Source organism: Pedobacter sp. GW822-FHT03F06 (genome assembly GCF_058801365.1).
The window spans coordinates 47,588-70,357 of record NZ_JBXANE010000006.1 but is presented as its reverse complement, the minus strand read 5'-3'; the positions used below and the strand labels follow the sequence as shown (position 1 = coordinate 70,357).

17 protein-coding genes are annotated in these 22,770 nt (G+C 37.2%); 9 read left to right on the top strand and 8 right to left on the bottom strand.

Annotated features, from left to right (window positions below; genetic code table 11):
* Positions 1-74: 74 nt before the first annotated feature.
* Both AC1RJ8_RS11795 and AC1RJ8_RS11790 read right to left on the bottom strand, forming a co-directional pair.
* Complete coding sequence (locus AC1RJ8_RS11795) at positions 75-512, bottom strand: energy transducer TonB (protein ID WP_492954181.1); 438 nt, start codon at positions 510-512, stop codon at positions 75-77.
* 121 nt (positions 513-633) lie between these two features.
* Positions 634-2,412 carry a M61 family metallopeptidase gene (locus AC1RJ8_RS11790; protein ID WP_492954182.1) on the bottom strand — a complete coding sequence of 593 codons (1,779 nt, stop codon included), beginning with the start codon at positions 2,410-2,412 and terminating at the stop codon, positions 634-636.
* Between the two features lie 426 nt (positions 2,413-2,838).
* Here AC1RJ8_RS11790 and AC1RJ8_RS11785 point away from each other — a divergent pair, with 426 nt between their 5' ends.
* From AC1RJ8_RS11785 to htpG, 7 genes are all read left to right on the top strand, one after another.
* Positions 2,839-3,936 carry an efflux RND transporter periplasmic adaptor subunit gene (locus AC1RJ8_RS11785; protein ID WP_492954183.1) on the top strand — a complete coding sequence of 366 codons (1,098 nt, stop codon included), beginning with the start codon at positions 2,839-2,841 and terminating at the stop codon, positions 3,934-3,936.
* 2 nt (positions 3,937-3,938) lie between these two features.
* Positions 3,939-7,049: an efflux RND transporter permease subunit gene (locus AC1RJ8_RS11780; RefSeq protein ID WP_492954184.1), complete on the top strand. Its 3,111-nt coding sequence runs from the start codon at positions 3,939-3,941 to the stop codon at positions 7,047-7,049.
* 1 nt (position 7,050) lies between these two features.
* A complete protein-coding gene (locus AC1RJ8_RS11775; protein WP_492954185.1) occupies positions 7,051-8,361 on the top strand; it encodes a TolC family protein in 1,311 nt (436 codons plus the stop codon).
* Positions 8,362-8,378: 17 nt separating this feature from the next.
* The gene (locus tag AC1RJ8_RS11770; protein WP_492954186.1) at positions 8,379-9,242 is read left to right on the top strand and encodes an N-acetylglucosamine kinase; all 864 of its coding nucleotides are present in this window, start codon (positions 8,379-8,381) and stop codon (positions 9,240-9,242) included.
* Positions 9,243-9,357: 115 nt separating this feature from the next.
* The gene (locus tag AC1RJ8_RS11765) at positions 9,358-9,750 is read left to right on the top strand and encodes a response regulator (protein WP_230144492.1); all 393 of its coding nucleotides are present in this window, start codon (positions 9,358-9,360) and stop codon (positions 9,748-9,750) included.
* Positions 9,751-9,850: 100 nt separating this feature from the next.
* Positions 9,851-10,588 carry a DUF4241 domain-containing protein gene (locus AC1RJ8_RS11760; protein WP_492954187.1) on the top strand — a complete coding sequence of 246 codons (738 nt, stop codon included), beginning with the start codon at positions 9,851-9,853 and terminating at the stop codon, positions 10,586-10,588.
* Positions 10,589-11,137: 549 nt separating this feature from the next.
* The gene (htpG, locus tag AC1RJ8_RS11755) at positions 11,138-13,024 is read left to right on the top strand and encodes a molecular chaperone HtpG (RefSeq protein WP_492954188.1); all 1,887 of its coding nucleotides are present in this window, start codon (positions 11,138-11,140) and stop codon (positions 13,022-13,024) included.
* A 146-nt stretch (positions 13,025-13,170) separates the two neighbouring features.
* On the opposite strand, the gene AC1RJ8_RS11750 is transcribed toward htpG, so the two are convergent.
* Together AC1RJ8_RS11750 and AC1RJ8_RS11745 are read right to left on the bottom strand one after the other, a co-directional pair.
* On the bottom strand, positions 13,171-13,665 hold the full coding sequence (locus tag AC1RJ8_RS11750; RefSeq protein WP_057933126.1) for a type I restriction enzyme HsdR N-terminal domain-containing protein: 495 nt from the start codon (positions 13,663-13,665) through the stop codon (positions 13,171-13,173).
* 21 nt (positions 13,666-13,686) lie between these two features.
* Entirely contained in the window at positions 13,687-14,061 is a 375-nt protein-coding gene (locus AC1RJ8_RS11745) for a hypothetical protein (RefSeq protein WP_492954189.1), read from the bottom strand.
* Positions 14,062-14,443: 382 nt separating this feature from the next.
* Here AC1RJ8_RS11745 and AC1RJ8_RS11740 point away from each other — a divergent pair, with 382 nt between their 5' ends.
* Positions 14,444-15,187 (top strand): LytR/AlgR family response regulator transcription factor, encoded by a 744-nt coding sequence (locus tag AC1RJ8_RS11740; protein ID WP_492954190.1) that lies wholly within the window; start codon positions 14,444-14,446, stop codon positions 15,185-15,187.
* A 10-nt stretch (positions 15,188-15,197) separates the two neighbouring features.
* On the opposite strand, the gene AC1RJ8_RS11735 is transcribed toward AC1RJ8_RS11740, so the two are convergent.
* Positions 15,198-15,344, bottom strand: a complete 147-nt coding sequence (locus tag AC1RJ8_RS11735) for a hypothetical protein (RefSeq protein WP_492954191.1) — start codon at positions 15,342-15,344, stop codon at positions 15,198-15,200.
* A gap of 143 nt (positions 15,345-15,487) precedes the next feature.
* Here AC1RJ8_RS11735 and AC1RJ8_RS11730 point away from each other — a divergent pair, with 143 nt between their 5' ends.
* A complete protein-coding gene (locus AC1RJ8_RS11730; protein ID WP_492954192.1) occupies positions 15,488-16,603 on the top strand; it encodes a sensor histidine kinase in 1,116 nt (371 codons plus the stop codon).
* Here the strand turns inward: AC1RJ8_RS11730 and AC1RJ8_RS11725 are convergent.
* The 3 genes from AC1RJ8_RS11725 to AC1RJ8_RS11715 all read right to left on the bottom strand — a co-directional run bounded on the left by AC1RJ8_RS11725 (position 16,600) and on the right by AC1RJ8_RS11715 (position 22,743).
* Positions 16,600-19,398, bottom strand: coding sequence for a lantibiotic dehydratase (locus AC1RJ8_RS11725; RefSeq protein ID WP_492954193.1), 2,799 nt, complete (start codon positions 19,396-19,398; stop codon positions 16,600-16,602). The genes AC1RJ8_RS11730 and AC1RJ8_RS11725 overlap by 4 nt on opposite strands.
* A gap of 334 nt (positions 19,399-19,732) precedes the next feature.
* On the bottom strand, positions 19,733-21,733 hold the full coding sequence (locus AC1RJ8_RS11720; protein WP_492954194.1) for an OmpA family protein: 2,001 nt from the start codon (positions 21,731-21,733) through the stop codon (positions 19,733-19,735).
* Positions 21,734-21,741: 8 nt separating this feature from the next.
* Positions 21,742-22,743: a PorP/SprF family type IX secretion system membrane protein gene (locus AC1RJ8_RS11715; RefSeq protein WP_492954195.1), complete on the bottom strand. Its 1,002-nt coding sequence runs from the start codon at positions 22,741-22,743 to the stop codon at positions 21,742-21,744.
* Between the last annotated feature and the right edge of the window lie 27 nt (positions 22,744-22,770).

The window sequence follows — 22,770 nt, the reverse complement described above, 5'->3', positions numbered from 1 at the left end:
ATAAAAAAATCCCGTAAGAAATTAATCTTACGGGATTTTTTTTTATAAACAGGCTATAATTATAATTTAATATTTTAATTCGTATAACAAAAGGTAATCCGTGTTCGATAGCTCATTACGACTTTTTTATGGTTACACTTTGCGGGTTTCCAATTCGGACAGGCCTGTAATAATTTTATCATGTTACGATCCAATTGTGTATAATCTTTAGGTAGCTTCTGGTAAATGCCTATGCTTTTGACGTGGCCAGAGGTATCAATTACAAAAGTTGGAAAAACATCTGATTGCAAGGGCTCTTTATCTGTTCCTTTTAGTGGTACGTTAGAGATAAACTTATAAAATTTAGCAATTCCCCCAGGAAATTCGGGCATTTCATCAACTTCTGTATATACGTATAGGTGCAGTTCTTTATCGTAATAACCCTTACAAGAAGTTTGCTGTACAAAACCTTGCTTATCGTTTAAAAAAGAAAAGCTTAAAAGACAAAATATAAATCCTAAATGTTTTATCATATGCTGGTTTGTATTGAACAAATATCTGAAATAAAAAAATCCCGCAAGAAATTAATCTTACGGGATTTTTTTATGGAATTTAAAATTAACTATAAATTGAAAACTTTCAACTGCAAACTGCCTATACGCCTGTCCATTTTTTTAACACTGCTTTTTGTGCTGGTGTTGCATTTTCGTTAACGGTTGCTTTTAAACGTACGTTCGGGTTTTCTTTTAAGGTTAAAGAAATTTCTTTTTCCAGACCATCGCGTTTAACTTTTAATTTCAATACATCGCCGATATTCTTTTTGGCTACCAAAGGAATTACATCCAGAGAAATCATCGGGCTTTTTAACCTCACAGTTGATAATGCATCGCTCAATGATGTATCGTCCAAACTCAAGATGATATCGTTCACATTTAACCCATTGATCCAGGCTGCAGAATTTCTTGTTGTCGAAGTAATCGCTAAACCATCATTGGTTAACTGTCCGGAAGCACCTGTAACCGGTTTACCTGGCGTAGCATTTTCTGTAGCAACATCAACCCCGGCATAACCGAAGTATTTTACATATTCAACATCATCAACGCCATTAACATATTTTGCCCAGAAACCGGTAAAACTGATGCCCGATATTTTTTCAACCATTGCTTTAAACTCCGCATCGGTATAGCCACGTTTTAATGTTTTGCATTGCAAATACATGGCTTTCATTACATCATCCAAACTTTTAGCACCTTTTGTGGCGTTGATGATTTCGAGATCCATTAAAATGCCAATTACTTCTCCTTTATTATAATAAGAAATGGAATTGTTTTTTGAATTCTCATTCGGGCGGTAGCCGATAATCCATGCATCGTAACTTGATGAAGCAGCCGACTGGTATTTAGCACCAGGGGTATTTAACACCGTAGCCACACCGCCAGCCAGATCTTTCAAAAATTCATTTGCATCAGTAAAGCCCGCTCTATGCAAATATTTATTTTCGTAATACGAAGTAAATCCTTCAGCTACCCAAAGGTTGGTGGTGTAGTTTTCATTGTCGTAATCGAAAGGGCCCAATGCTACCGGGCGTAAACGTTTAACATTCCAAAGGTGGTGATACTCGTGAGCAACCAGACCTAAAAAGCCTTTATAACCTTCTGCAGTATTGTAAGCATTTCTTGTAGCGCCTAACGTTGTAGAGTTTAAATGCTCTAAACCACCGCCACCTTTTAAGAAATTATGAACAATAAAAAGGTAATATTTATTAGGATTTTCGCCATAAACTGCAGTTTCTTTTTCTACAATTTTAGCCATATCTACTTTAAGTTTCTCTTTATCGTAATTACCACCACCGTACATGGCTACTTCGTGACGAACACCAGCAGCTGTAAATTCGAAAATATCCTGGTTACCCACTTCAATGGGGCTATCGTAAAGAATATCAAAATCGGCAGCTTTATAGGTAAATTGCGCTCCAGCAATAGGCGTTAAACCGGTAGAAACTTTGCTCCAGGTATTAAAAGGAATAATTTTTACAGTACTTGGCAATTTGATCATGCCATCAGGATGCATAAAAATCCCCGTTGGAGACAAAAAAGCATGTGATTCGTCGATAAATGGTGTACGCACCGAGATCTCGAATGCATAAACGCGGTAATTGATCTGGATATTGGCAGCCTTGGCTGAAAAAATTCTCCAGGTGTTTTTTCTTACTTTTTCAACTTTTACGGCTTTACCCGCTGCAGTAGCCTTAAATTCTTCTACACTTTTTTCAAACTCACGAACCAAATAAGAACCTGGTGTCCAAACAGGCATTTTTACATCTACATAATCTTTTGCTAAGCCAGAAATATTCATCTGAACTTCAGCATAGTGTGCCTGGGGTTCTTTAAAAGAAACCTCAAAGCCTATTTTCACCTGCGCCTTCGCTGCCATAATACACGTTAGTAGTAAAACTAAACTTAAAATCGATTTTTTGTTAAACATATTGATATTGACTGTGTTTTGTTGCAAATTTAGATTTATTGACGAGGTTTTGAAAGAAAAAGCCTGCAGCGATGTAAAATAGTTGTTTCCCTCAGATCGGTTGATGGTTAATGGTTTATTGTTTTTTAGCCAATCTAACCCTAGAAATCAATTGGCTTTCTCATCTCTAACTTAGTTACGGGGATATAAAGGCTAATTATATTGTATTCTCAGCCAGATTTACTCCAAACTGAAAACGGCCAATTCCAAACTTAAAAGCTGTAACATCCTTAATACAACAAATTTAGGACTAAACTATTTGAATATTTTTACACTCTAATTCTAGAATATTAATCTTATTTTAATGTTCGGAATACGCACGACACAAAAAGAAACATGAAGAAAAGGTATATTATCTATGCTGTTTTAGCTATAGGCTTGGCTTATTTGGTCTATTACAGAATTAACGCGAATAAAAAACTAGAAGGAAAAGGCGGAGCATCTGCAGGGGCAGGAAAAGGTAAACCTGGTGGCAAAGGAGGCGCTTCTGCACCATTGGTAGTTGATGGAATTGTAGTAAAACCGGTATCGTTTGATAATGACCTGGAGGTAACTGGGGCTATTGATGCAAATGAATCTGTTGTATTAAAAAGTGAAGTATCAGGATTGGTTACTGGTATCTATTTTCAAGAAGGTACAACAGTATCGAAAGGAAGTGTACTGGTTAAAGTAAACGACAGAGATATACAGGCTCAATTACAGGATGCACTAACCAAGCAAAAACTTTCCGGAACAAACGAAAACCGGGCAAAACAGCTTTTGGCCAAAGGAGCTATTAGCCAGGAAGAATATGATACAGCGCTGGCCGACTTAAAATCTTTACAAGCGCAAGCGCAATTAATCAGGGCACAACTCGCAAAAACCACTATCCGCGCACCTTTTACAGGCAGAGTTGGCTTGCGCAGTATCTCTATAGGAACCTATTTAACACCAGCAACGGTAATTGCCAATTTGGTAAGCACTAATCCGGTTAAAGTTACTTTTTCAGTTCCGGAGAAATATGCAGGGCAGATTAAAATGAATTCAGAAATCACATTTACTACCGATGGCTCTTCGAGAGAAAATAAAGGAAAAGTTTATGCGATAGAGCCTGGGATTAATGCCGCTACCAGAACGTTACAGATTAGAGCTTTGGCACCAAATGCAGACAATGCATTGTTACCCGGTTCTTTCGCCAAAATTAAACTAGCCTTAAATACAGTACAAAATGCCATATTAATTCCTAATGAAGCCGTAATACCTGTGTTAAAAGGTAAGATTGTTTACATCCAAAAAGACGGAAAAGCACAAGAGGTCAAAGTAGAAGCTGGTACACGTACTGATGAAAATATTGTGATTACATCAGGATTAAAAGCTGGCGATACCGTATTAACTACCGGGTCGATGGCGCTAAAAAAAGATGCCCCGGTAAAAGTTCATTTGGTTAAACAATAATTATGAGTATCTCCACCACGAGTATAAAACGGCCGGTTCTGGCTATTGTGATGAACTTACTGATTGTCTTATTCGGGATAATCGGTTATACCTTTTTGGGTGTTCGCGAGTATCCATCTATTGATCCAACCGTAGTTTCAGTAAGAACTTCTTATCCGGGGGCCAACTCTGATATTATCGAATCGCAGATTACCGAACCTTTAGAAAAATCGATCAACTCCATTGATGGGATCAGAAATATTTCTTCATCAAGTAATCAGGGAACAAGTAACATCACCATAGAGTTTAACCTCGATAAAAATATAGAAGAAGCCGCAAATGATGTGCGCGACAAAGTATCGCAGGCTGCCCGTACCTTACCAAAAGATATTGACGGGTTACCGGTAGTAAGTAAGGCCGATGCAAACTCTGACCCGATTTTATCGATGACCATCCAGAGCGATAAACGCAATACACTGGAGTTAAGTGATTTCGCTGAAAACGTAATTGCCGACCGTATCCAAACCATTCCGGGGGTAAGCAGCGTACAAATCCAGGGGCAACGGAAATATGCCATGCGTATCTGGATGGATCCGAACAAACTAAGTGCTTACGGCTTAACTTCACAAGATATTGTTACCGCTTTAGATAATGAAAATGTAGAGCTTCCATCAGGAAAAATTACCGGAGCTACTACCGAGCTAACGGTTAAAACCTTAGGAAAACTGACCAACGAAAGCGAGTTTAACAACTTGATCCTGAAAACAGATAGCAACCAGGTAATCAAATTAAAAGATGTAGGTTATGCAGTTTTAGGACCAGAAAATGAAGAAACCATTTTACGCGAATCGGGCAGACCGATGGTGGCCATCGCCATCATCCCTCAGCCGGGAGCCAATTACCTCGATATCAGTAAAGAGTTTTACAAGCGTTTTGATAAGCTAAAAGCCGATATCCCTCAAGATATTAAACTAAAAGTTGCATTAGATAATACATTATTTATCAAACGATCGGTAACGGAAGTTGCCGAGACCATTGGTTTATCATTGGTGCTGGTAATTTTGATCATTTACCTTTTCTTTAGAGATTGGGCTATTGCCTTCAGACCATTAATCGATATTCCGGTATCGTTGGTTTTCACTTTCTTTATCATGTACGCCTTTGGGTTCTCAATTAATGTTTTGAGTCTGTTGGCCATCGTACTGGCAACAGGTCTGGTGGTAGATGATGGTATTGTGGTTACCGAAAATATCTTTAAAAAGGTAGAAGAAGGGATGTCGCCTTTCGAAGCAGCCATAAAAGGATCAAATGAAATCTTTTTTGCCGTAATTTCGATTTCCATTACCCTTGCAGCCGTATTCTTACCCGTAATTTTCTTACAGGGATTTGTTGGCCGCTTGTTTAGAGAGTTCGGCGTGGTAATCGGTGCAGCAGTACTAGTCTCGGCCTTTGTTTCGCTTACTTTAACACCAATGTTAAATGCATACCTGATGAAAAAAGGTGGACATAAACCATCCAGGTTTTACAATTGGACCGAACCCTATTTCGTAAAGTTAAATGATGCCTACGAATCGAACCTGAATAAATTTTTGGATAAAAGATGGCTATCCGTTCCGATCATTCTGGTTTGTATGGGTTTAATTTTCTTATTCTGGAAGATTTTACCAAAAGAAACCGCTCCTTATGATGATAGAAGTGCGATAAACATTAACGCCACTACGCCAGAAGGTGCATCATTTGCCTATACAGATCAGTTTATTATGAAACTGAACCAATTGGTCCTCGATTCTGTTCCCGAAAAAAATGTGAACATTACCATTACCTCACCAGGTTTTGGTGGCTCAGGTTCGGTAAACTCTGGTTTTGTAAGGATGGGTTTAACTGATCCTGAAGATCGTAAGCGTTCGCAAAAAGACATTGCCGATATGCTTACCCGCATCACAAAGAAATATACCGAGGGTAAAACCATTGTAAATCAACAACCAACCATCTCTGTTGGCCGCCGTGGCGGATTACCGATCAGTTATATTATCCAGGCACAAAATTTCGAAAAGCTAAGAGAGAAGATTCCATTATTTATGGATGCAGTATCGAAAGATCCAACATTTACCGTTTCGGATGTGAACCTAAAATTTAACAAGCCTGAAATTAACTTAACCATCGACAGGGATAAAGCCAAAAACTTAGGCGTTTCCATATCTGCTATTGCCCAAACCTTAAATCTAGGTTTAAGTGGTCAAAGGTTCTCGTATTTCTTCATGAATGGTAAACAATACCAGGTAATTGGTCAGTTCGATCGTGGAGATCGGAAAGACCCATTGGATTTGAGCTCGGTTTACGTACGTAATGATAAGGGCGAATTGGTTCAGCTCGACAATGTGGTTACTGCTAAAGAAGAAAGTAGTCCGCCACAGCTGTACAGGAACAACCGTTTTATCGCCGCAACTGTTTCGGCGGGCTTAGCTCCAGGAAAAAGTATTGGCGAAGGTATTGATGCCATGGATGCCATTGCTAAAAAAGTGTTAGACGAGACTTTCTCTACCGATTTAAGTGGAGAATCCCGTGATTTTAAAGAAAGTTCTTCAAATACCTTTTTCGCATTCGGTTTGGCCCTACTACTCGTTTATTTAATTCTTTCGGCGCAGTTTGAGAGCTTTAAAGATCCGATCATCATCATTTTAACCGTACCGATGGCCGTTGCCGGCGCATTTTTATCACTATGGTTATGTGGGCAAAGCTGGAATATCTTTAGCCAGATCGGTACTATTATGCTTATTGGTCTGGTAACTAAAAACGGTATTTTAATTGTTGAGTTTGCTAACCAGTTAAAAGAAAAAGGCATTCCAATTCCCGAAGCCATACGCGAGGCTGCTGTTTCGCGTTTGCGTCCGATTTTAATGACCAGTTTGGCCATTGCCATTGGTGCACTGCCTATTGCACTGGCTTTAGGAGCTGCAGCAAAAAGTAGAATGAGTATGGGAACCGTAATTGTAGGTGGTACCCTATTCTCTTTGGTTTTAACCTTATTTGTAATCCCAGCCATTTACTCTTACTGGGCTAAACCATACAAACCGAATAAAGAATTGAAAGAGGCCCATCGTTTTGAACAGGAAGCTTTACATATAGAAGAATAAGATGAGCAAGAAATTAAAAATATTTATCCTACTGCTAAGCTTATGCCTTTCGGGCTTTGCACAGGAAACGTTGAGCTTGCAGGAAGCCATTACCATTGCTTTACAGAATAATTACGACATTAAAATCAGTAAAAACCAGATCGATATAGCAAAAAACAATGCCAATATCGGCAATGCTGGTATGTTACCTAACTTAACCGGAAGTTATACCAATGGTGGAAGTATCCAGAACACCAGGCAAACCCCTGCAACTGGTCCTGACCGGGTTATTACAGGAGCAAAAAGTACCAATAACAGTTACGGCGCCGATTTAAACTGGACCATTTTTGATGGTTTTAGCATGTTTGCCAATTACGACCGCTTAAAAGAACTGCAAAAGCAGGGTGAATTAAATGCACGCCTAACCATTTTAACCACTGTAGCCGATGTAATTACAGCCTATTATGATATTGTAAGACAGCAGCAATTGGTTATAGCAGCCGATAGTGCGATGGATGTTTCGGTATTACGCACCAGTATTGCCAAAACAAAATTACAGCTTGGACGTGGTTCTAAACTGGATGTATTAACCGCGCAGGTTGATTACAATACCGATACTTCAAATTACTTACAGACCAAGAATGCCTTACAGGTAGCTAAAGTTCGGTTAAACCAATTGATGGTGCGAGATATTGGCACCTCCTTTTCAGTTGCAAATAACATTGATGTAGATAAAGGTATCCTGTTTAGTAAAATGGCCGAAATGGCCGAGCAACAGAATCCGAGTGTGCAGAATGCATTTATTAATCAACGTATTGCTGCGTTAAATTTAAAATCTATCCGTGGGGCGCGCTATCCATCCGTTAGCCTAAACTCTGGTTATAGCAGAGCAAACAGCACCAGCCCTACTGGTTTTAACCAAAAATTTGCAGCAAATGGATTTACCTATGGGGTTACGGCGAGTATAAATTTATTTAATGGTTTTCTACAGCGTCAACAGGAACGTAATGCAAAAATAGAGATCGATAATTCGGCTTTAACCTTAAACAAAACCAAACTCGATGTAAATTCGCAATTGCTTACCGCATACCAAAACTATAGCACTTATCTCGATCTGATTAAGTTAGAACAACGGAATGTCGATATCGCAAAAGAAAACTTAGACATTACTTTAGCAAAATACCGTTTGGGCAGCATTGCCCCATTAGAGTTAAGAGAAGCCCAACGTAATGCTATTGATGCAAAAAACCGTTTCATAGAAATGCAATATCAAGCTAAAATAGCGGAAACTACCCTGAAAGAAATCAGTGGAAATATAAATTTATCTAATTAATTTTTATATTTAGTCCCATGATACTTGTTGCAGATAGTGGCTCATCAAAAACCGATTGGATGGGCCATCACAATGGCGAAACCATTAAATTTAGCACTCCTGGAATAAACCCTTATTTCTTAAGTGAGCAAGAAATTACCAAGCTGATTTCTAAAAATGAACCCTTATTACAATATGCTGATGAGGTAAAAGAAATCTACTTTTTTGGAGCGGGTTGTTCTTCGCCAGACAAACATGAAGTAGTCTCAAATGGCCTTTCGGCCGTTTTTGGCAATGCTTTTATTTCAGTTGATCACGATCTTCTGGGCTCAGTATATGCTACCTGCGGAAATGCCGAAGGCTTAAACTGTATTTTAGGCACCGGATCGAATATCTGTTACTTCGATGGAAAGAAAATCCATGATGGGCACCATGGCTTAGGCTATGTACTTGGCGATGAAGGTTCTGGTACTTTCTTTGGAAAAAAAGTGCTTTTAAGTTATATGTACAATAAAATGCCAGCCAATTTAGCGGCAGAATTTAAAAAATCTTTCCCAGCAGAAAAGGAACAAATTATTACCAACGTATATCAAAAACCTTTCCCTAATATCTATTTAGCAGGTTTTAGCCGCTTCATGGCCAGTCATAAAGACCATCCGTTTATCCAGGATATTTTGAGAACTGGCTTTCAGGAATTTGTAGATACGAATGTTAAAGACTATCCTAAACACAAAAACGTTCCATGCCATTTTGTAGGCTCTATAGCTTATTATTATCAGGAAACATTAATTTCGGTGTTATTAGAAAACGGTATTGAGCCTGGGAAAATATTACAGAAACCCATCGAAGAGTTATTTAATTTTATCTTAAATAAAGAAGGCATCGTACAACAAGCGAGTTAAAATTGAGGTCTAATTTTTAGCTATTATAAATTTATTGTTAAAATATCCTTAAGATTGTAAACATAACAACATAAACTTTTGTTATATTTTCAACGGCATATAAATGCTAACACATATGAAGAGAATACTGGTAGTAGACGATGATATTGAGGTTTTAGAAACCATACAATTAATACTTGAAATCGGAGGATTTAAAGTTTCGGCACTAAATGATGGTGAAGAAATTTTCAACAGAATCGAAAAATTTAGTCCTGATTTAATCTTACTGGATATTTCTCTTGGGCATATCGATGGGCGCGTACTCTGCGAACAGCTAAAATCAATTGAAAGCACCTCTAAAATTCCCATTTTACTGATTTCTGGTTTATACGATCCGAAAGACTTTACCACCTTAAACTATGGTCAGGACGATTTTTTATCTAAACCTTTCCAAATGGATGTATTGCTTAAAAAGATTTCAAAAATTCTTTCACTGGAGGAAGATAAACCAAGTTTTCTTTTAAATTAAGTTAATCCAACAATAAAATATTTAGCCAAGAGGATTTTAAAATTTTCTTGGCTTTTTTTTTAAATAAAATTTACCTACCTATCGAACAAATTTAATTGCCATGATACCAAGCAATGAATGGTTAAAAACCTGGAACGAGAAACGTAATTTATTAGCCTGCCCCAATAACTTGAATGATTATTTTGAGGAAACCTCAGTAGCTGGTAAAAAAAAAGATCACCTAGAACTGGGAAGTGTTTCTATTCCAACAGGAGAAATTCTGGTCAGAGACCCACTTGTATATGTCCAAAAAGATGCTGAACCGTATTTAATTAAAGTGCCTAGAGGCGAATTTCCGGTAACTGCAGCCGTAGTGGTTGCCGACGGTGAAGATTGTGCCAGATATGCCGCCGTTAAAGTGCAATTTACAGCTTATGATGCAATACGCTTTGAAGAGGCGCTAATAGGCACAGAAGACCTCGTTAATTTTAACGAAGGAGAATTTTTTGGTTTTAATGTAGATGCAGGCTTAGCTTGTGTGCTGGATAAAGAAACGTTAAAACATTTCTGTGCATTTCAAGACAGGTTTAATAAAGAGAATCCAGGTAAAAATCTGTACGATGATTATTTCGCGGCACTTTTTGCAGGTAATTATGCCGAAAACCCTATTCATCAGCGTGAAGGTGGGGATTGGATCAACTGGAAAATCCCGGGGACTGATTACCATATTCCATTTTTTCAAAGTGGTTTTGGCGATGGCACCTACCCCGTTTACTATGGTTTTGATATTGAAGGTAATATTTGCGCGCTGATTATTCAGTTTATTGATATTGAACTGGCTTACGGTGAGGGGGAGTAATTTTTCAATTTGTAATAGTGAGGCTTTGCTTTGCAAATCATGATTACACTGTAATAATAAAAGCAACTAGTGGTCTGTGAGACACAGACCGTGGCATTGGCTACTTAAAAGGTCTTCGACTCCGCTCAGACTGACAACTACTGCGTTTAACTTACAACATAGTGGAAACACAGATCATGGGATAGGCGGCATGAGCGGAAACCTTACCTACTGGCACAGCACTACCGGATCTAAACCCGATGGCACGAATGCCCCCGATTTAAGCAATATCTTTGTTGTTTATGGCGTGCTTGCTTGTTTCACAGGTTTCATCGGGGCAGAAGGTACAGCGGGACGAACATTGACTGAAATACTGGCTTTGCTTTCCGAATTATTATCTAAACTGTGTAATAATAAAACAGCTAGTGGTCTGTGGGACACATACCACGGAACCAGATACAGATCACGGAATCGGCAATGACGGGTTTATGGATGCTGTCATTTTGGCAAATAAATTCTTTTGGAACAAGCCTTGTTATGCAGGATGTAGATTAAACAATTTATTTACATATGAGCATACAGGAAAAAGGAAATATCTCGATACATACCGAGAATATCTTCCCGATAATTAAGAAGTTTTTATACTCTGATAACGAAATTTTTCTTCGTGAGTTGGTTTCTAACGCAGTAGATGCGGTTCAGAAAATTAAAAGACTAGGTTCATTAGGTCAGTTTAATGGCGAAGTTGGTCAGCCATTGGTGCAAGTTGCAGTTGATAAGGATGCAAAAACCATTACCATTAGTGATAACGGTTTGGGGATGACTGCCGAAGAGATTAAAAAATACATTAACCAGGTTGCCTTTTCTGGCGCAAGTGAATTTGTAGAGAAGTTTAAAGATGCTAAAGATGCCAATGAAATCATCGGTAAATTCGGTTTAGGTTTCTACTCGGCCTTTATGGTTGCAGATTTAGTTGAGATTCAAACTTTATCATACCAGGATGGTGCTGAACCTGCACGTTGGGTTTGTGATGGCAGTACAGAATTTGAAATTACTGAAGGCACTAAAACCACTCGCGGTACCGATATTATCCTTCATGTAAACAAAGATTCGGAAGAGTTTTTAGCAGAAAGTAAACTGCAGGAAATTCTTGATAAATACGCTAAATTTTTACCAGTTCCAATTAAGTTTGGTACTAAAACAGAATCGGTTGAAGATGGCGTAGATGAAGAAGGTAAAGCGAAGTATAACGACGTTGAAGTTGATAACATTATCAACACCACCAACCCGATCTGGACAAAAGCTCCTGCAGATTTGTCAGACGAGGATTATTTAAACTTTTACCGCGAATTATATCCATTTAGTGAAGAACCATTATTCTGGATCCACTTAAATGTTGATTATCCGTTTAATTTAACAGGCGTATTGTATTTCCCTAAATTGAAAAACGATTTCGAAATGCAGCGCAACAAAATTAAATTATACTCTCGCCAAGTATTCATTACCGATGAGGTTAAAGATATTGTTCCCGAGTTTTTGATGTTATTGCACGGTGTAATCGATTCTCCGGATATTCCGCTAAATGTATCGCGTAGTTTCTTACAGGCCGACAGCAACGTTAAAAAGATCAACAACTACATTACTAAAAAGGTTGCTGATAAATTAGGTGAGTTATTTGCTAAAGACCGTAAAGCTTACGAAGATAAATGGAAAGATATTGGTCTTTTTGTAAAATACGGAATGATCAGTGAAGAGAAGTTTTATGATAAAGCCAAAGATTTTGCTTTAGTTGGAAACACTAAAAATGAGCTTTTCACACTTCCTGAGTATAAGGAGAAGGTAACCGCATTACAAACCGATAAGAATGGCACAGTGGTTTACTTATACACCAATGATGCTGCTAAACAAGATGCATTTATCCAATCGGCCAATAAAAAAGATTACGATGTTTTAGTATTGGATTCGCCAATCGACAATCACTTTATTAATCAATTGGAGCAAAAACTAGAGAAAACATCAATCAAACGTGTTGACTCGAGTGTTGCAGATAAATTAATTGAGAAAGATGAGCAGAACGAGCATGTTTTAACAGAAGATCAGGTAAAAGAAGTAACTGCTATTTTTGAAAAAGCCATTACCAAACCAGGGATGCATATAGAAATTGTGGCTTTACACCCTGAAGAATTACCAGTTACCATTACCATGGACGAATTTATGCGCCGTATGAAAGATATGGCTGCAATGGGTGGCGGAATGGGCTTTTATGGCCAAATGCCAGACAATTATAAGGTTGCCATTAATGGAAACCATAAATTGGTAAGTAAGATTTTAAAAGCTGAAGGAGAAGAGCAAAGCAACCTGGCCAAACAAGCGGTAGATTTAGCACTATTAGCACAAGGTATGTTAACTGGTGCAGAATTAACAGCTTTTGTAAGCAGAAGTGTAGAATTAATTTAATTGCGAAACCCTGCTATAGTTTAAAGGGAGAAACCGAATCGGTTTCTCCCTTTTTCTTTTGCAAAAAAGACATAAAAAAAGTCCTGATCAGATCAAGACTTTTAGGTAAAAATTTTCGGGAACTCTTAGATTAAAATTAATATTGTTTAGCTTGCTATTGGCGCCTGCTTTTGATCTACATTGAAGTAATCTTTATGGTCTTCGATCATTTTAGCAATCGTAGCCGCTTTAGTATCAGTTATTTTAAATTCGAATAATGGTTCTTGATTTTTCTTTGATCTTACCATTTTCTCTGTGTAAAAACGGTATACCAAACCATTGGTTAATAAACCATATTTAGCTTTTGTTTTACGGAAATACTTAGATAAGCGTGAATCATGAATATCTAAATTTTCAGCATGGTGTTTACATTCCACCAAAATTGTTGGTTCGCCATCTTTCATAATGGTGTAATCAACTTTTTTACTTTTTTTAACTCCGAAGTCTAGAACAGCTTCAGATTGAACCTCAGAAGGATCAAATCCTAAAATTTGGATAAAAGGCATAACTAACGCATTCCTTGTTAAATCCTCAGATTGAACTTGTGGAAGCATTTTCTTAATTCTTACGGCAAACTGCCCGATTTCGTCTTTCAATTCCATAATGGTATCTGTTATAGGTAGTTAGTTTTTTAAATTGTATTGGTTAAATACCGAATTTGCAGTGATAATAATTTGATCTAAACTTTGTTTATCAAAAAAATTCCTGTTCAACATATCAATCATATAAGTTAATTTATTGATATCAGTAGCTCGCATGGTAAACTGAAAATTTTTCATACCATCCTTTATTGCTTGCTGAACGTAGTTACGTACAACCAGAAAAGATTTTCTGAATGCGTATTCGCCATCTAATTGGCCCTTAACAAGGTTTTTTCCATCAAGATTGCTATATTCATTTTGCATTCTCTGGTACATATCTGCATTGATTCCTTGATTTTTTAAAATCCCCTTGTAGTAGATTTTATTAAGTAAATACTCGTATTCGTTGTGTTTCATGTGGAGGCTTGGTAGATGTAGGGGAATGTTTCTTTTGCTTTCGGTATTTTTTTGTTTTTAGTTTTTAATATTTTTTTAACCCAGTATTGTATGGCCTGTTTTTAATTTTATTATCTACAGGCTACACAAGATTGGGCAGGCAGATGTTTTTTACAATTAGGAGCTTTCACTGCTAATTATTTTGTTTTTGGCAAACAGTATAAAGATTATAAAAAGAAGGTGCCTAGATAATTTTTTTACATCAACTACCCAGAATATTACACGAAACCTATGTTTTTTTTAGACGAAACCTGGAATAAGTTTTTCGGGTGCATTTGTTAAAATTCAATTCATTTTTATTTAACTTGCGTTCAAATCAAATAAAACAAACATATTTATACTCATGAATCTAAAATGCGTTGTTATAGACGACGAGCAACACGCAATTGAAGTGTTAACTGACCACATTGCGGAAATGCCTGGTTTAACCGTTTTTAAAACTTTTACCAGTCCTGTCCAGGCACTTACTGAAATCAGTATTGAGGACGAAATTGATTTATTGTTTATGGATATTGATATGCCAGGAATCAATGGATTGGAACTGGCGAAAAATATCAGAGAAAAAGCAAAATATTTGATTTTCACTACTGCTCATCCTGATTATGCCCTGCAGGCATTTGATGTACAATCAGATCAGTACTTATTAAAACCTATTTCCTTTGCAAAATTTGCATTAGGTATTGATAGGATTTTAAAAAAGGAAGCAAATAATGCCAAAGTGAGTACGAAAGAAGCTGATCAGGTGGCGGCCCTTTATATTAAAGGCGACCATAAATATGCTTTTTCTAACATCGCCATTGATGAAATACTTTATATCAAAGCGCTACAGAATTATATACAGATTATCACTAAATCGGAAACCCACACTACCTATCTTACACTTAAGGAAATTGAAAAAGCCTTAGAAAACCACCCATTTATACGGGTTAATAAATCGAATATTGTTGCTAAAGCGGCAATTAAAAAAGTAGATGGAAATATAATCCGTTTGGTAAATAACGAGATGATCCAAATTGGCGAAGGTTATAAAGAAGCTTTCTTCGCCTATGTACAGAGCAGTTTGTTAAAATCCAACAGAAACCAGTAGGATGATAATATTAAAGTCCAAATATCCAGGTACCGTTTGTTACTACAGTTTGGCTCTGATCACCAGTTGGGTTGGTTGAAAAATTATTTTGACCTTTAATGTTTTTATAAACGAAAACAGTTTTTTTTGCAAGTTTAGTCGTGTTTTGAGCTTTCATGAGAATAATATTTATGTGTGATTATTATTGTTGTTATTAATTAATGTAAAGGTGCAACTCGAAACACAACCCTACTAGTTTTTTACACAAAACCCCATTTTTAGAAGATAAAAACCCGATTTTAATAGATAACCAGCAATAAAATGACCTTTTCCAACCTCAAAAAATTCCTACAAGATTATAAACTTCATCTCTTTATTTGGGGTATTTATATCATTTATGAGGTATTTATACTTGGTTTGGTATCGAGGTCTTTCAGGCCAACGGGTGTTTACATTATCATCTATGTTAGCAATATAACAGTATTTTATGTTCACGCTTTTTTTCTTAAAAAACTTTTAAATAATAAAAATTCAAAGTTAAAATCGGTAAAGATTTCGTTACTTATCATTCTGATTATCTGCGCCTATACTTTATTTAACTATTACTCTGGATTAGCATTTATCAAATTAGGGATTTTTAAGGTAACTAGACCGGTTTCATTCGACCGTGAGTTTTTCTTTAGCTGTACGTATCGCTCTTTATACTATATCGGTTTTGCAACGGGTTATGTTTATCTAATCAAATCATTTCAAGATCAGAAGAAAGTAGAAGCCTTAGAACGACAAAACCTGGTTACCCAAATAGAAAAACAGGCATTGGAGAATGATCTTGTTCAATCGCAAAACAATTACCTGCGGAGTCAGATCAATCCACACTTTCTTTTTAATACTTTAAACTTTATTTATAACGACGCCCGCAAAAAGGCACCGATGGCAGCCGATGCAATTATGAATCTGGCCGAAATGATGCGTTATGCACTAAAACGTCCCGAAGCATCAGAGATGGTTCCACTAAGTGAAGAAATTGAGCAAATTGAACACCTGATCAATCTTCATAAACTCCGAACGGCTAACACCATTAATCTGGAACTTGAGGTAACGGGCGATATGTTCGGATTAAGATTTCCACCGCTGATTTTATTAACTCTGGTTGAAAACATCTTTAAACATGGAAATGTTTCGCACTCTACTCAACAGGCCCTTATTAAAATTGCTTATCAGAATAACACCCTCAATATCACCACCATAAACATGATTAATGATAATAAGGGCAAACAGACAGAAAGCCATCATGTGGGGATTGACAATATTGGCAAGCGCCTTAGTAATTTTTATGGCAATGATTATGTATTCAAGTACTACAAAGACCCGCTTAACCGCTATATTACAGAAATAGAGGTAACTGTTGTTAATCCCTTGGCCAGGTTAAACCGTTAAGCTTTCATTGCATTTTGACGCTGGATATCTTTTAGCAGAAAATAATACATCACCATTTCATGGGTCCGCTGATCTTTGCTGAAAAGCCTATTTACGTGCATGTGCATCAGATCGGTTAACCGCTTTAGTGCATTTTCTCGAGCACATTGTTTAAGAATTTTGATAAACGAATCTGAAAACCTATCGAACTCCTGCTCCTGTGCTGTTGTTAACGCCGTCCATTCCGTTTTACGAAACTCCTGATAGTGACTGTTTAATTGTTTAAAATCTGCAGCATCTAATCGATGTTCCTCATTAAAGGTGTCAGACATTAGGCTCACGGTCTTATTGATAGCCGGCTTATCTATAATGTTTGATCCGATGATCTTAGCCATCAAAAGGCTACACAATTTGTATTTGTTGAAATCATCAGTCTGCGTTTCTAAAAGCGATAATACAAATTCACTATCTACAGCAAAATGTTTTTCAACATCTTCGATCATGTTGCTGCCATAACGCTCTAACTCACGTTTATAAGTTTTAATCTGCACATCAGACACCAAACCTGAATTTAAAAATAATTCCAGATCATCCATAAGTTTTGATGTTAACAGCTGCCCATCACCTGGATTGTTTAGTTGAACCCTAAACCTGATGTGGTTTCCATTTTCATTGTAGCGGATAAAAAACCACGATTTGACCTGATCGGTATGAGTGGATATGAAGGGTGCAATTACTGCTGTCAAAATCTGATCACCGCGTTGCTGGTGGCAATAAATTTCGAAATAGAGCCATTCTTTACCCGGCAGGAAAAATCGCGTTACTTCAGCATTTGCTGATGTTTTAGCCAAACCACGATAAATTTGTTCGCCATGACCTATACTTAAAACAAATTGAGCTAAATAGGGTTTAGTGGCTTCATCAACCACGATACTGTTTTGAGGCAATAACACTTCTTCGATGTAAGTACTTCCATGTTTTTGCAGGTATTGCAGAAAAGCATTTATATCGTCGTCGTTTTGTAGTGCAAAGCATAATGTTTGATCGGATATACCTGTTTTAAAGTACTCGCTAACACCTAAATTGCTCAGGTATGACTTACAGTTAGCAACGGATAGTGACTTTTGACCGGCACCTAAAAGGGCTTCTTTTTTAACCCTCCATTTATTGCTGCTTAAAACTATATTTTGATATTGTAACCTTGGATAATAATCCAAATCAGGGAAAATGGTATCAAGTGGGAAGGAAAGATTTGTTTGTAAGCCTTGATGTTGCAAATCGCACAGCAACCTAAATACAGAAAGATCTGAACGGATGTAGTTGTAAGCAGAAGCCATTCTCGGTACAAGCCGTTTATTTAAATGTTTAGAGCGAAGAATAATCTCTGTGCCCCGAATTGAAATCTGTATATCATTTAAGGCAAGTGGCGATGCTGAGGTATCAAAATTTAAGATTGATAATTGATGTCCATAAATCAGTTTTCGCCTGTTTACATTATCTACATTGGCCTCTACCATGTAGGCCACATCAAAAAACAGCACTTCAGGATTTGCTTGTTGTTCTGCACCAGCAATTTCTTTAGCGTACTGCGTTACATCATTGGCTGCCATTGTAAATCTTCCGCTTAATGCATTTGAGGTAGCTCCCCCTATCTGTTCGATAAAAATCAAATCGTCACGAATAGACATTACCATGCTAAATGAATTGGGTAAGGCTGCTAATTTCTGATTTGGCGTTAAGGTAAGTTTGTTCAGATAAATGGTTTTACCTTTTTCGAAGTTTTGTTCCGTCAGAAAGGTTTTTAATGCCGTTTTAATATTTTCTACCTCCGCTTTTTTTGGCGGCTTTGTATTGAAGCGTGTAATAAACTCGCTGTTCTGACCAGCTTGCTCCAGCTCATCGTAGCCTACACCCATTTCCGGATCTAGTGCCAATAATAGTGGTACTTCCTGATCTTCGAATTTCTTTTTAAACCTGATCTGAAACTGACTAAGGGCATCACGATCTTTTGCGGGCATTACACTATGGAGCATATTGATCAAACCTGGAATAGCCTGAAGCAAACGTTCATTAATACCGCCCGATAAAGCCGTGCGTTGCGCTATAAGATATTTTGGCAACTCAGCCGTAGCGGTGAGCCCTAAACGTTCAAAATAATCTTCCCCTATAATATTGGGATCGTAGTTGGTAAAAACAAGCTGCAAATCGTGCATATCCTGCAGCAAGCCAAACAGGTTTTCGGTTTCAGCATCATTTAATTTTAATTTTTTTACCAGATCGTTAAGCCTAATTGGCGTTAAACAAGCATCCAATATTTGCTTTACAAAGTCATCTTGATCTAATTCAGCAAGTTCAAAAACGCCATCGGTACAGGCTATATAACGGATGCTGTTAGGTGTTAAATAATAACTGCTATTACTAAATATGAGGCAGTTCTTTCGCAGCACTTCTGCCAATGGCAATTGGATATTATTCTTATAAGGCCAATCAACCAGTTCGCGTACCTTTTGGCTTTCTTCAACTACGATTTTGCTTTCTGATGATTTAATAGCATCACTTAACAAACTAAAACAAGCAAAAGTGCCGTAAGGGGTTGACCGGAATTTCGCACGGTTAAAATATTTCCAGACCGTAAAGTAAACTTTAGGTGGAAGATCTTTTAATTCATTTGCCTTTACTTCTTTTATGGTTTCGTAAAAAGCTGCCGAAGATATGGATATGGCAAGTTTTAATTCCTCCCAACAATCTACAAGTTCAGATTGATATGAAAATTTAGGTGTTCTAAAAATTACAGTTGGTTGGATATTAAGCTTCATTGAATTTAAGTGATGGGTGAAAATTACAAAGATTAATTTAGATTATCAGTTTTCCGCTGGGAGTTTTCAGTTAACAAATCAGTTTCTGGTTCTGTGTTTATCATCTAAAATCAGCGGGAATAAAAGCAAAAAGGTTCCTACAAAGGCAACCATCTAGCGAAAGTATTAAGATTTCCGCCTAAGCGGAAATGACGAACCATATAATCTTTTGCTCATTTAATGGGTTAAAAACCCGCGGTACATAGGTTCGGATTACAAATCTGGACCAACCTAATATAAACTAAAAAGCCATCTTCTTTTTAGGAAGATGGCTTACCGGGATGTTAATTGAATTTTATTTTTTGGTTACTTTAAATTCTGTTCTTCTGTTTTTTGCTCTTCCTTCCGGATTATCTTTTTTCTTGCGTTTAACTATAATTTCGTTTGGTGCAATCGGCATTGATTCTCCATAACCTTTAGAAGTCATTCTGGCAGCGGCAATTCCTTTACTTTCTAAATAATCGGTACAAGATTTTGCTCTTCTGTTCGATAGATCTAAGTTGTACTCATCGGTTCCGATATTATCCGTATGAGAACCCAACTCGATTTCCATTTCTGGATTATCTTCCATGATCGGAATCAAGAAGTCTAATACTTTTTTAGAAGGCTCGGTAAGTTCGGCACTGTTAAATTCATAATAAACGTTATCCAAAGCCATTGGGATACCCAATTTGAAAGGACTTAAGCAATAATCTTTATAAATCAAGGTATCTGCTTTTGCCAATTCTTCGTAAGAATAGTTTTTAGTAATTGCGAAATAATTATCTTTCGCAAAAAGTAATTTGATTGGTCTTTTCGAATCTACTTTAAACTTATATACACCATCAGTGCCAGTTGTAATTTTCTGAGCACCTTCTGCATTGGTAAGGGTTACATTTGCACCTGCTAAAGGCAATTTAGTTTTACAGTCAGTTAAAATACCAGCAATAGAGAAGTATTCTTTTTTCACTTCGAATACCTCTAAACAGCATGATGATTCGCGATCAGAACTGATATATCCTTTTGTTCCCTTATCATCTGTTGCAGTGAAATAAAGATCATCTTTTGATGAGTTAAATGGATAACCTACATTTTTTGGCTTGGTCCAATCTACAAGATCACCTTCTGATTCAAAGAAATCGAGACCACCAAAACCTATTCTACCATCGGTACTAAACAATAACTTTTTGGTTAATGGGTTGTAGTATGGTGCACGTTCATCATCTTCAGTATTAATGGTAGGGCCAAAGTTTACGGCCTGCCCTAAAGATCCATCTTCGCGAACGGTACAATACCAAAGATCGTACTTACCATAACCACCGCTCCTATCGGATGAGAAAAGCAGGAATTTACCATCGCTGGTTATAAATGGTTGAGTTGAATTAAAATCTTTACTGTTTACCTGTAAGCCAACCGGTAGTGGGTCTGCCCATTTATCACCTGTTTTTTTAGAAGAATAAATAGCATATTTTTCTTTATCCTTCCAAGCTGTAAAGTACACTGTATTTCCATCAGGACTAAAAGTAGCCGCAGCAACTTCTATGTTTTTAGGGAAACTGATATCGATTTTTTTCACTGCAATATCAGCCGAAGTTAATTCGCCCTTCGCTGCATAAATATTATTAAGGAATGGATTGCTTTTAGTTGATACCTGAACTTCTCCAGCATCTGTTTTAACCATGTCTTTTTTACTGCCTACAGCAACCGGACGGGATGAAGTAAAATACAACTCGTTGTTGATTTTAACTGGAGCATAATTAGAGCCTAAACCATTTACGTTCCCAGGTACTTTTTTTACTTGTACCATGCGTGGAAAACGCATTTCTTCAATTGCAAACTTACACGACTCAATTTCCTTCTGGGCATCCTTTACCAAAGCATCACCAGGATTTTTTTGGATAAACTGCTGAAAAGCATCGATAGCCATGTTAAATTTTTTATTTGCCCTTAAGCTTTCTGCATAATAAAACAGGGCCTTTCTAAAACGTGTATTGGTAAAGTTGATCGCTATGGCATAATATTTTTCAGCCTCGTTAAATTCCCTATACAACCTACTAGATTCTGCAAGGTTATAAATCGATCCTTCATAATCGTCTATCACTTTATCATCAGTAGCTGATTTCCTTTCCATACCGTATGGTAAAATGGCCTGGGTACTGTCGCCAGTAATTTTTAAGGCTTTTTTATAAAAAGTAGATGCCGCGTAGTAATCCTTATTTTCGAAATAAGTATCTGCAACCTTTTTATAATTCACCACATACTGTGCGTTTGCAAAACCGCCAAATGCCACTAACAAAAAGAGTAATATTTTTTTCATTTGATTAATTATAAACGTGGACAAAAGAAGTTTGGACCAATAAGACCGTTACGGCCAATTAAGGAAATCGAAAGCTCTAAACCACCGTTACTGTTAGAAGCGCGGTTGAAAGTAGAGGTATTAATATCATAACTTAACCCGAAAACCATATTCTTTAACTGTAGGCCAACAAAGGCAATTGCAGCATCTTTATTACGGTAGTTACCACCAAACAAAATGTTTGCTGATGGATTAACGTTAAGCTGTGCATAAGCACCTACCGATACCTCGTTTGTATTACCCTGGTACATAAACAATGCATTGGGTACGATATCCAATAACTCTGAAGCCTTGATGCGCGCACCGCCATGTGCAGTAAAACGAACGGGGATACGTGAATTTGAACCAGAGAAACGATCCATAGGACGGGTTAAGTGTGCTGCACTTGCGCCTAAGAAAATGTTTACACTTTTGTTGGGATTACCATCAAAATACATGATACCTGCATTTACATCAGGAACCAAAGAGGATTGAGATGAAAGTGTTTCGCCGCTCATCATACCACCATCATAACCTGAAATTGGATTAAACTGGTTACCAAACCTGGCCTGAGAGAAATCGAAACTGCGGTTAATTACTCCAGCTTGTAAACCAAAGCTTACCATCTGTAAGCCTTCCATACCAAACCTTAAACGGTAGGAACCCGATACAAGTGCTGATAGATAATTAAAATCTAACTCCCCTGCCCTTTGGTTTAAAATGGTTGCACCAAATGCAAAGTTCTTTTTCGGAGCCATATCGAACGATGCTCCACCTGTTAAGAAAGAACTGTTTAGTGCACTCCATTGTTGTTTAAAGTTTACAGTTGCACGATAATCGCCGTCTATTACCCCGGTTAAGGCCGGGTTAAGATATAACGGGTTTGCATAATATTGTGAAAAATGCGGATCAGTTTGTGCAAAGGACTTAGCTGTACACAGCAGCAATCCTAACACTGCAACATATATTTTTAAAGCCGATAGTATTTTCATGGTCTTTGATTTTATCTGTTTATTATT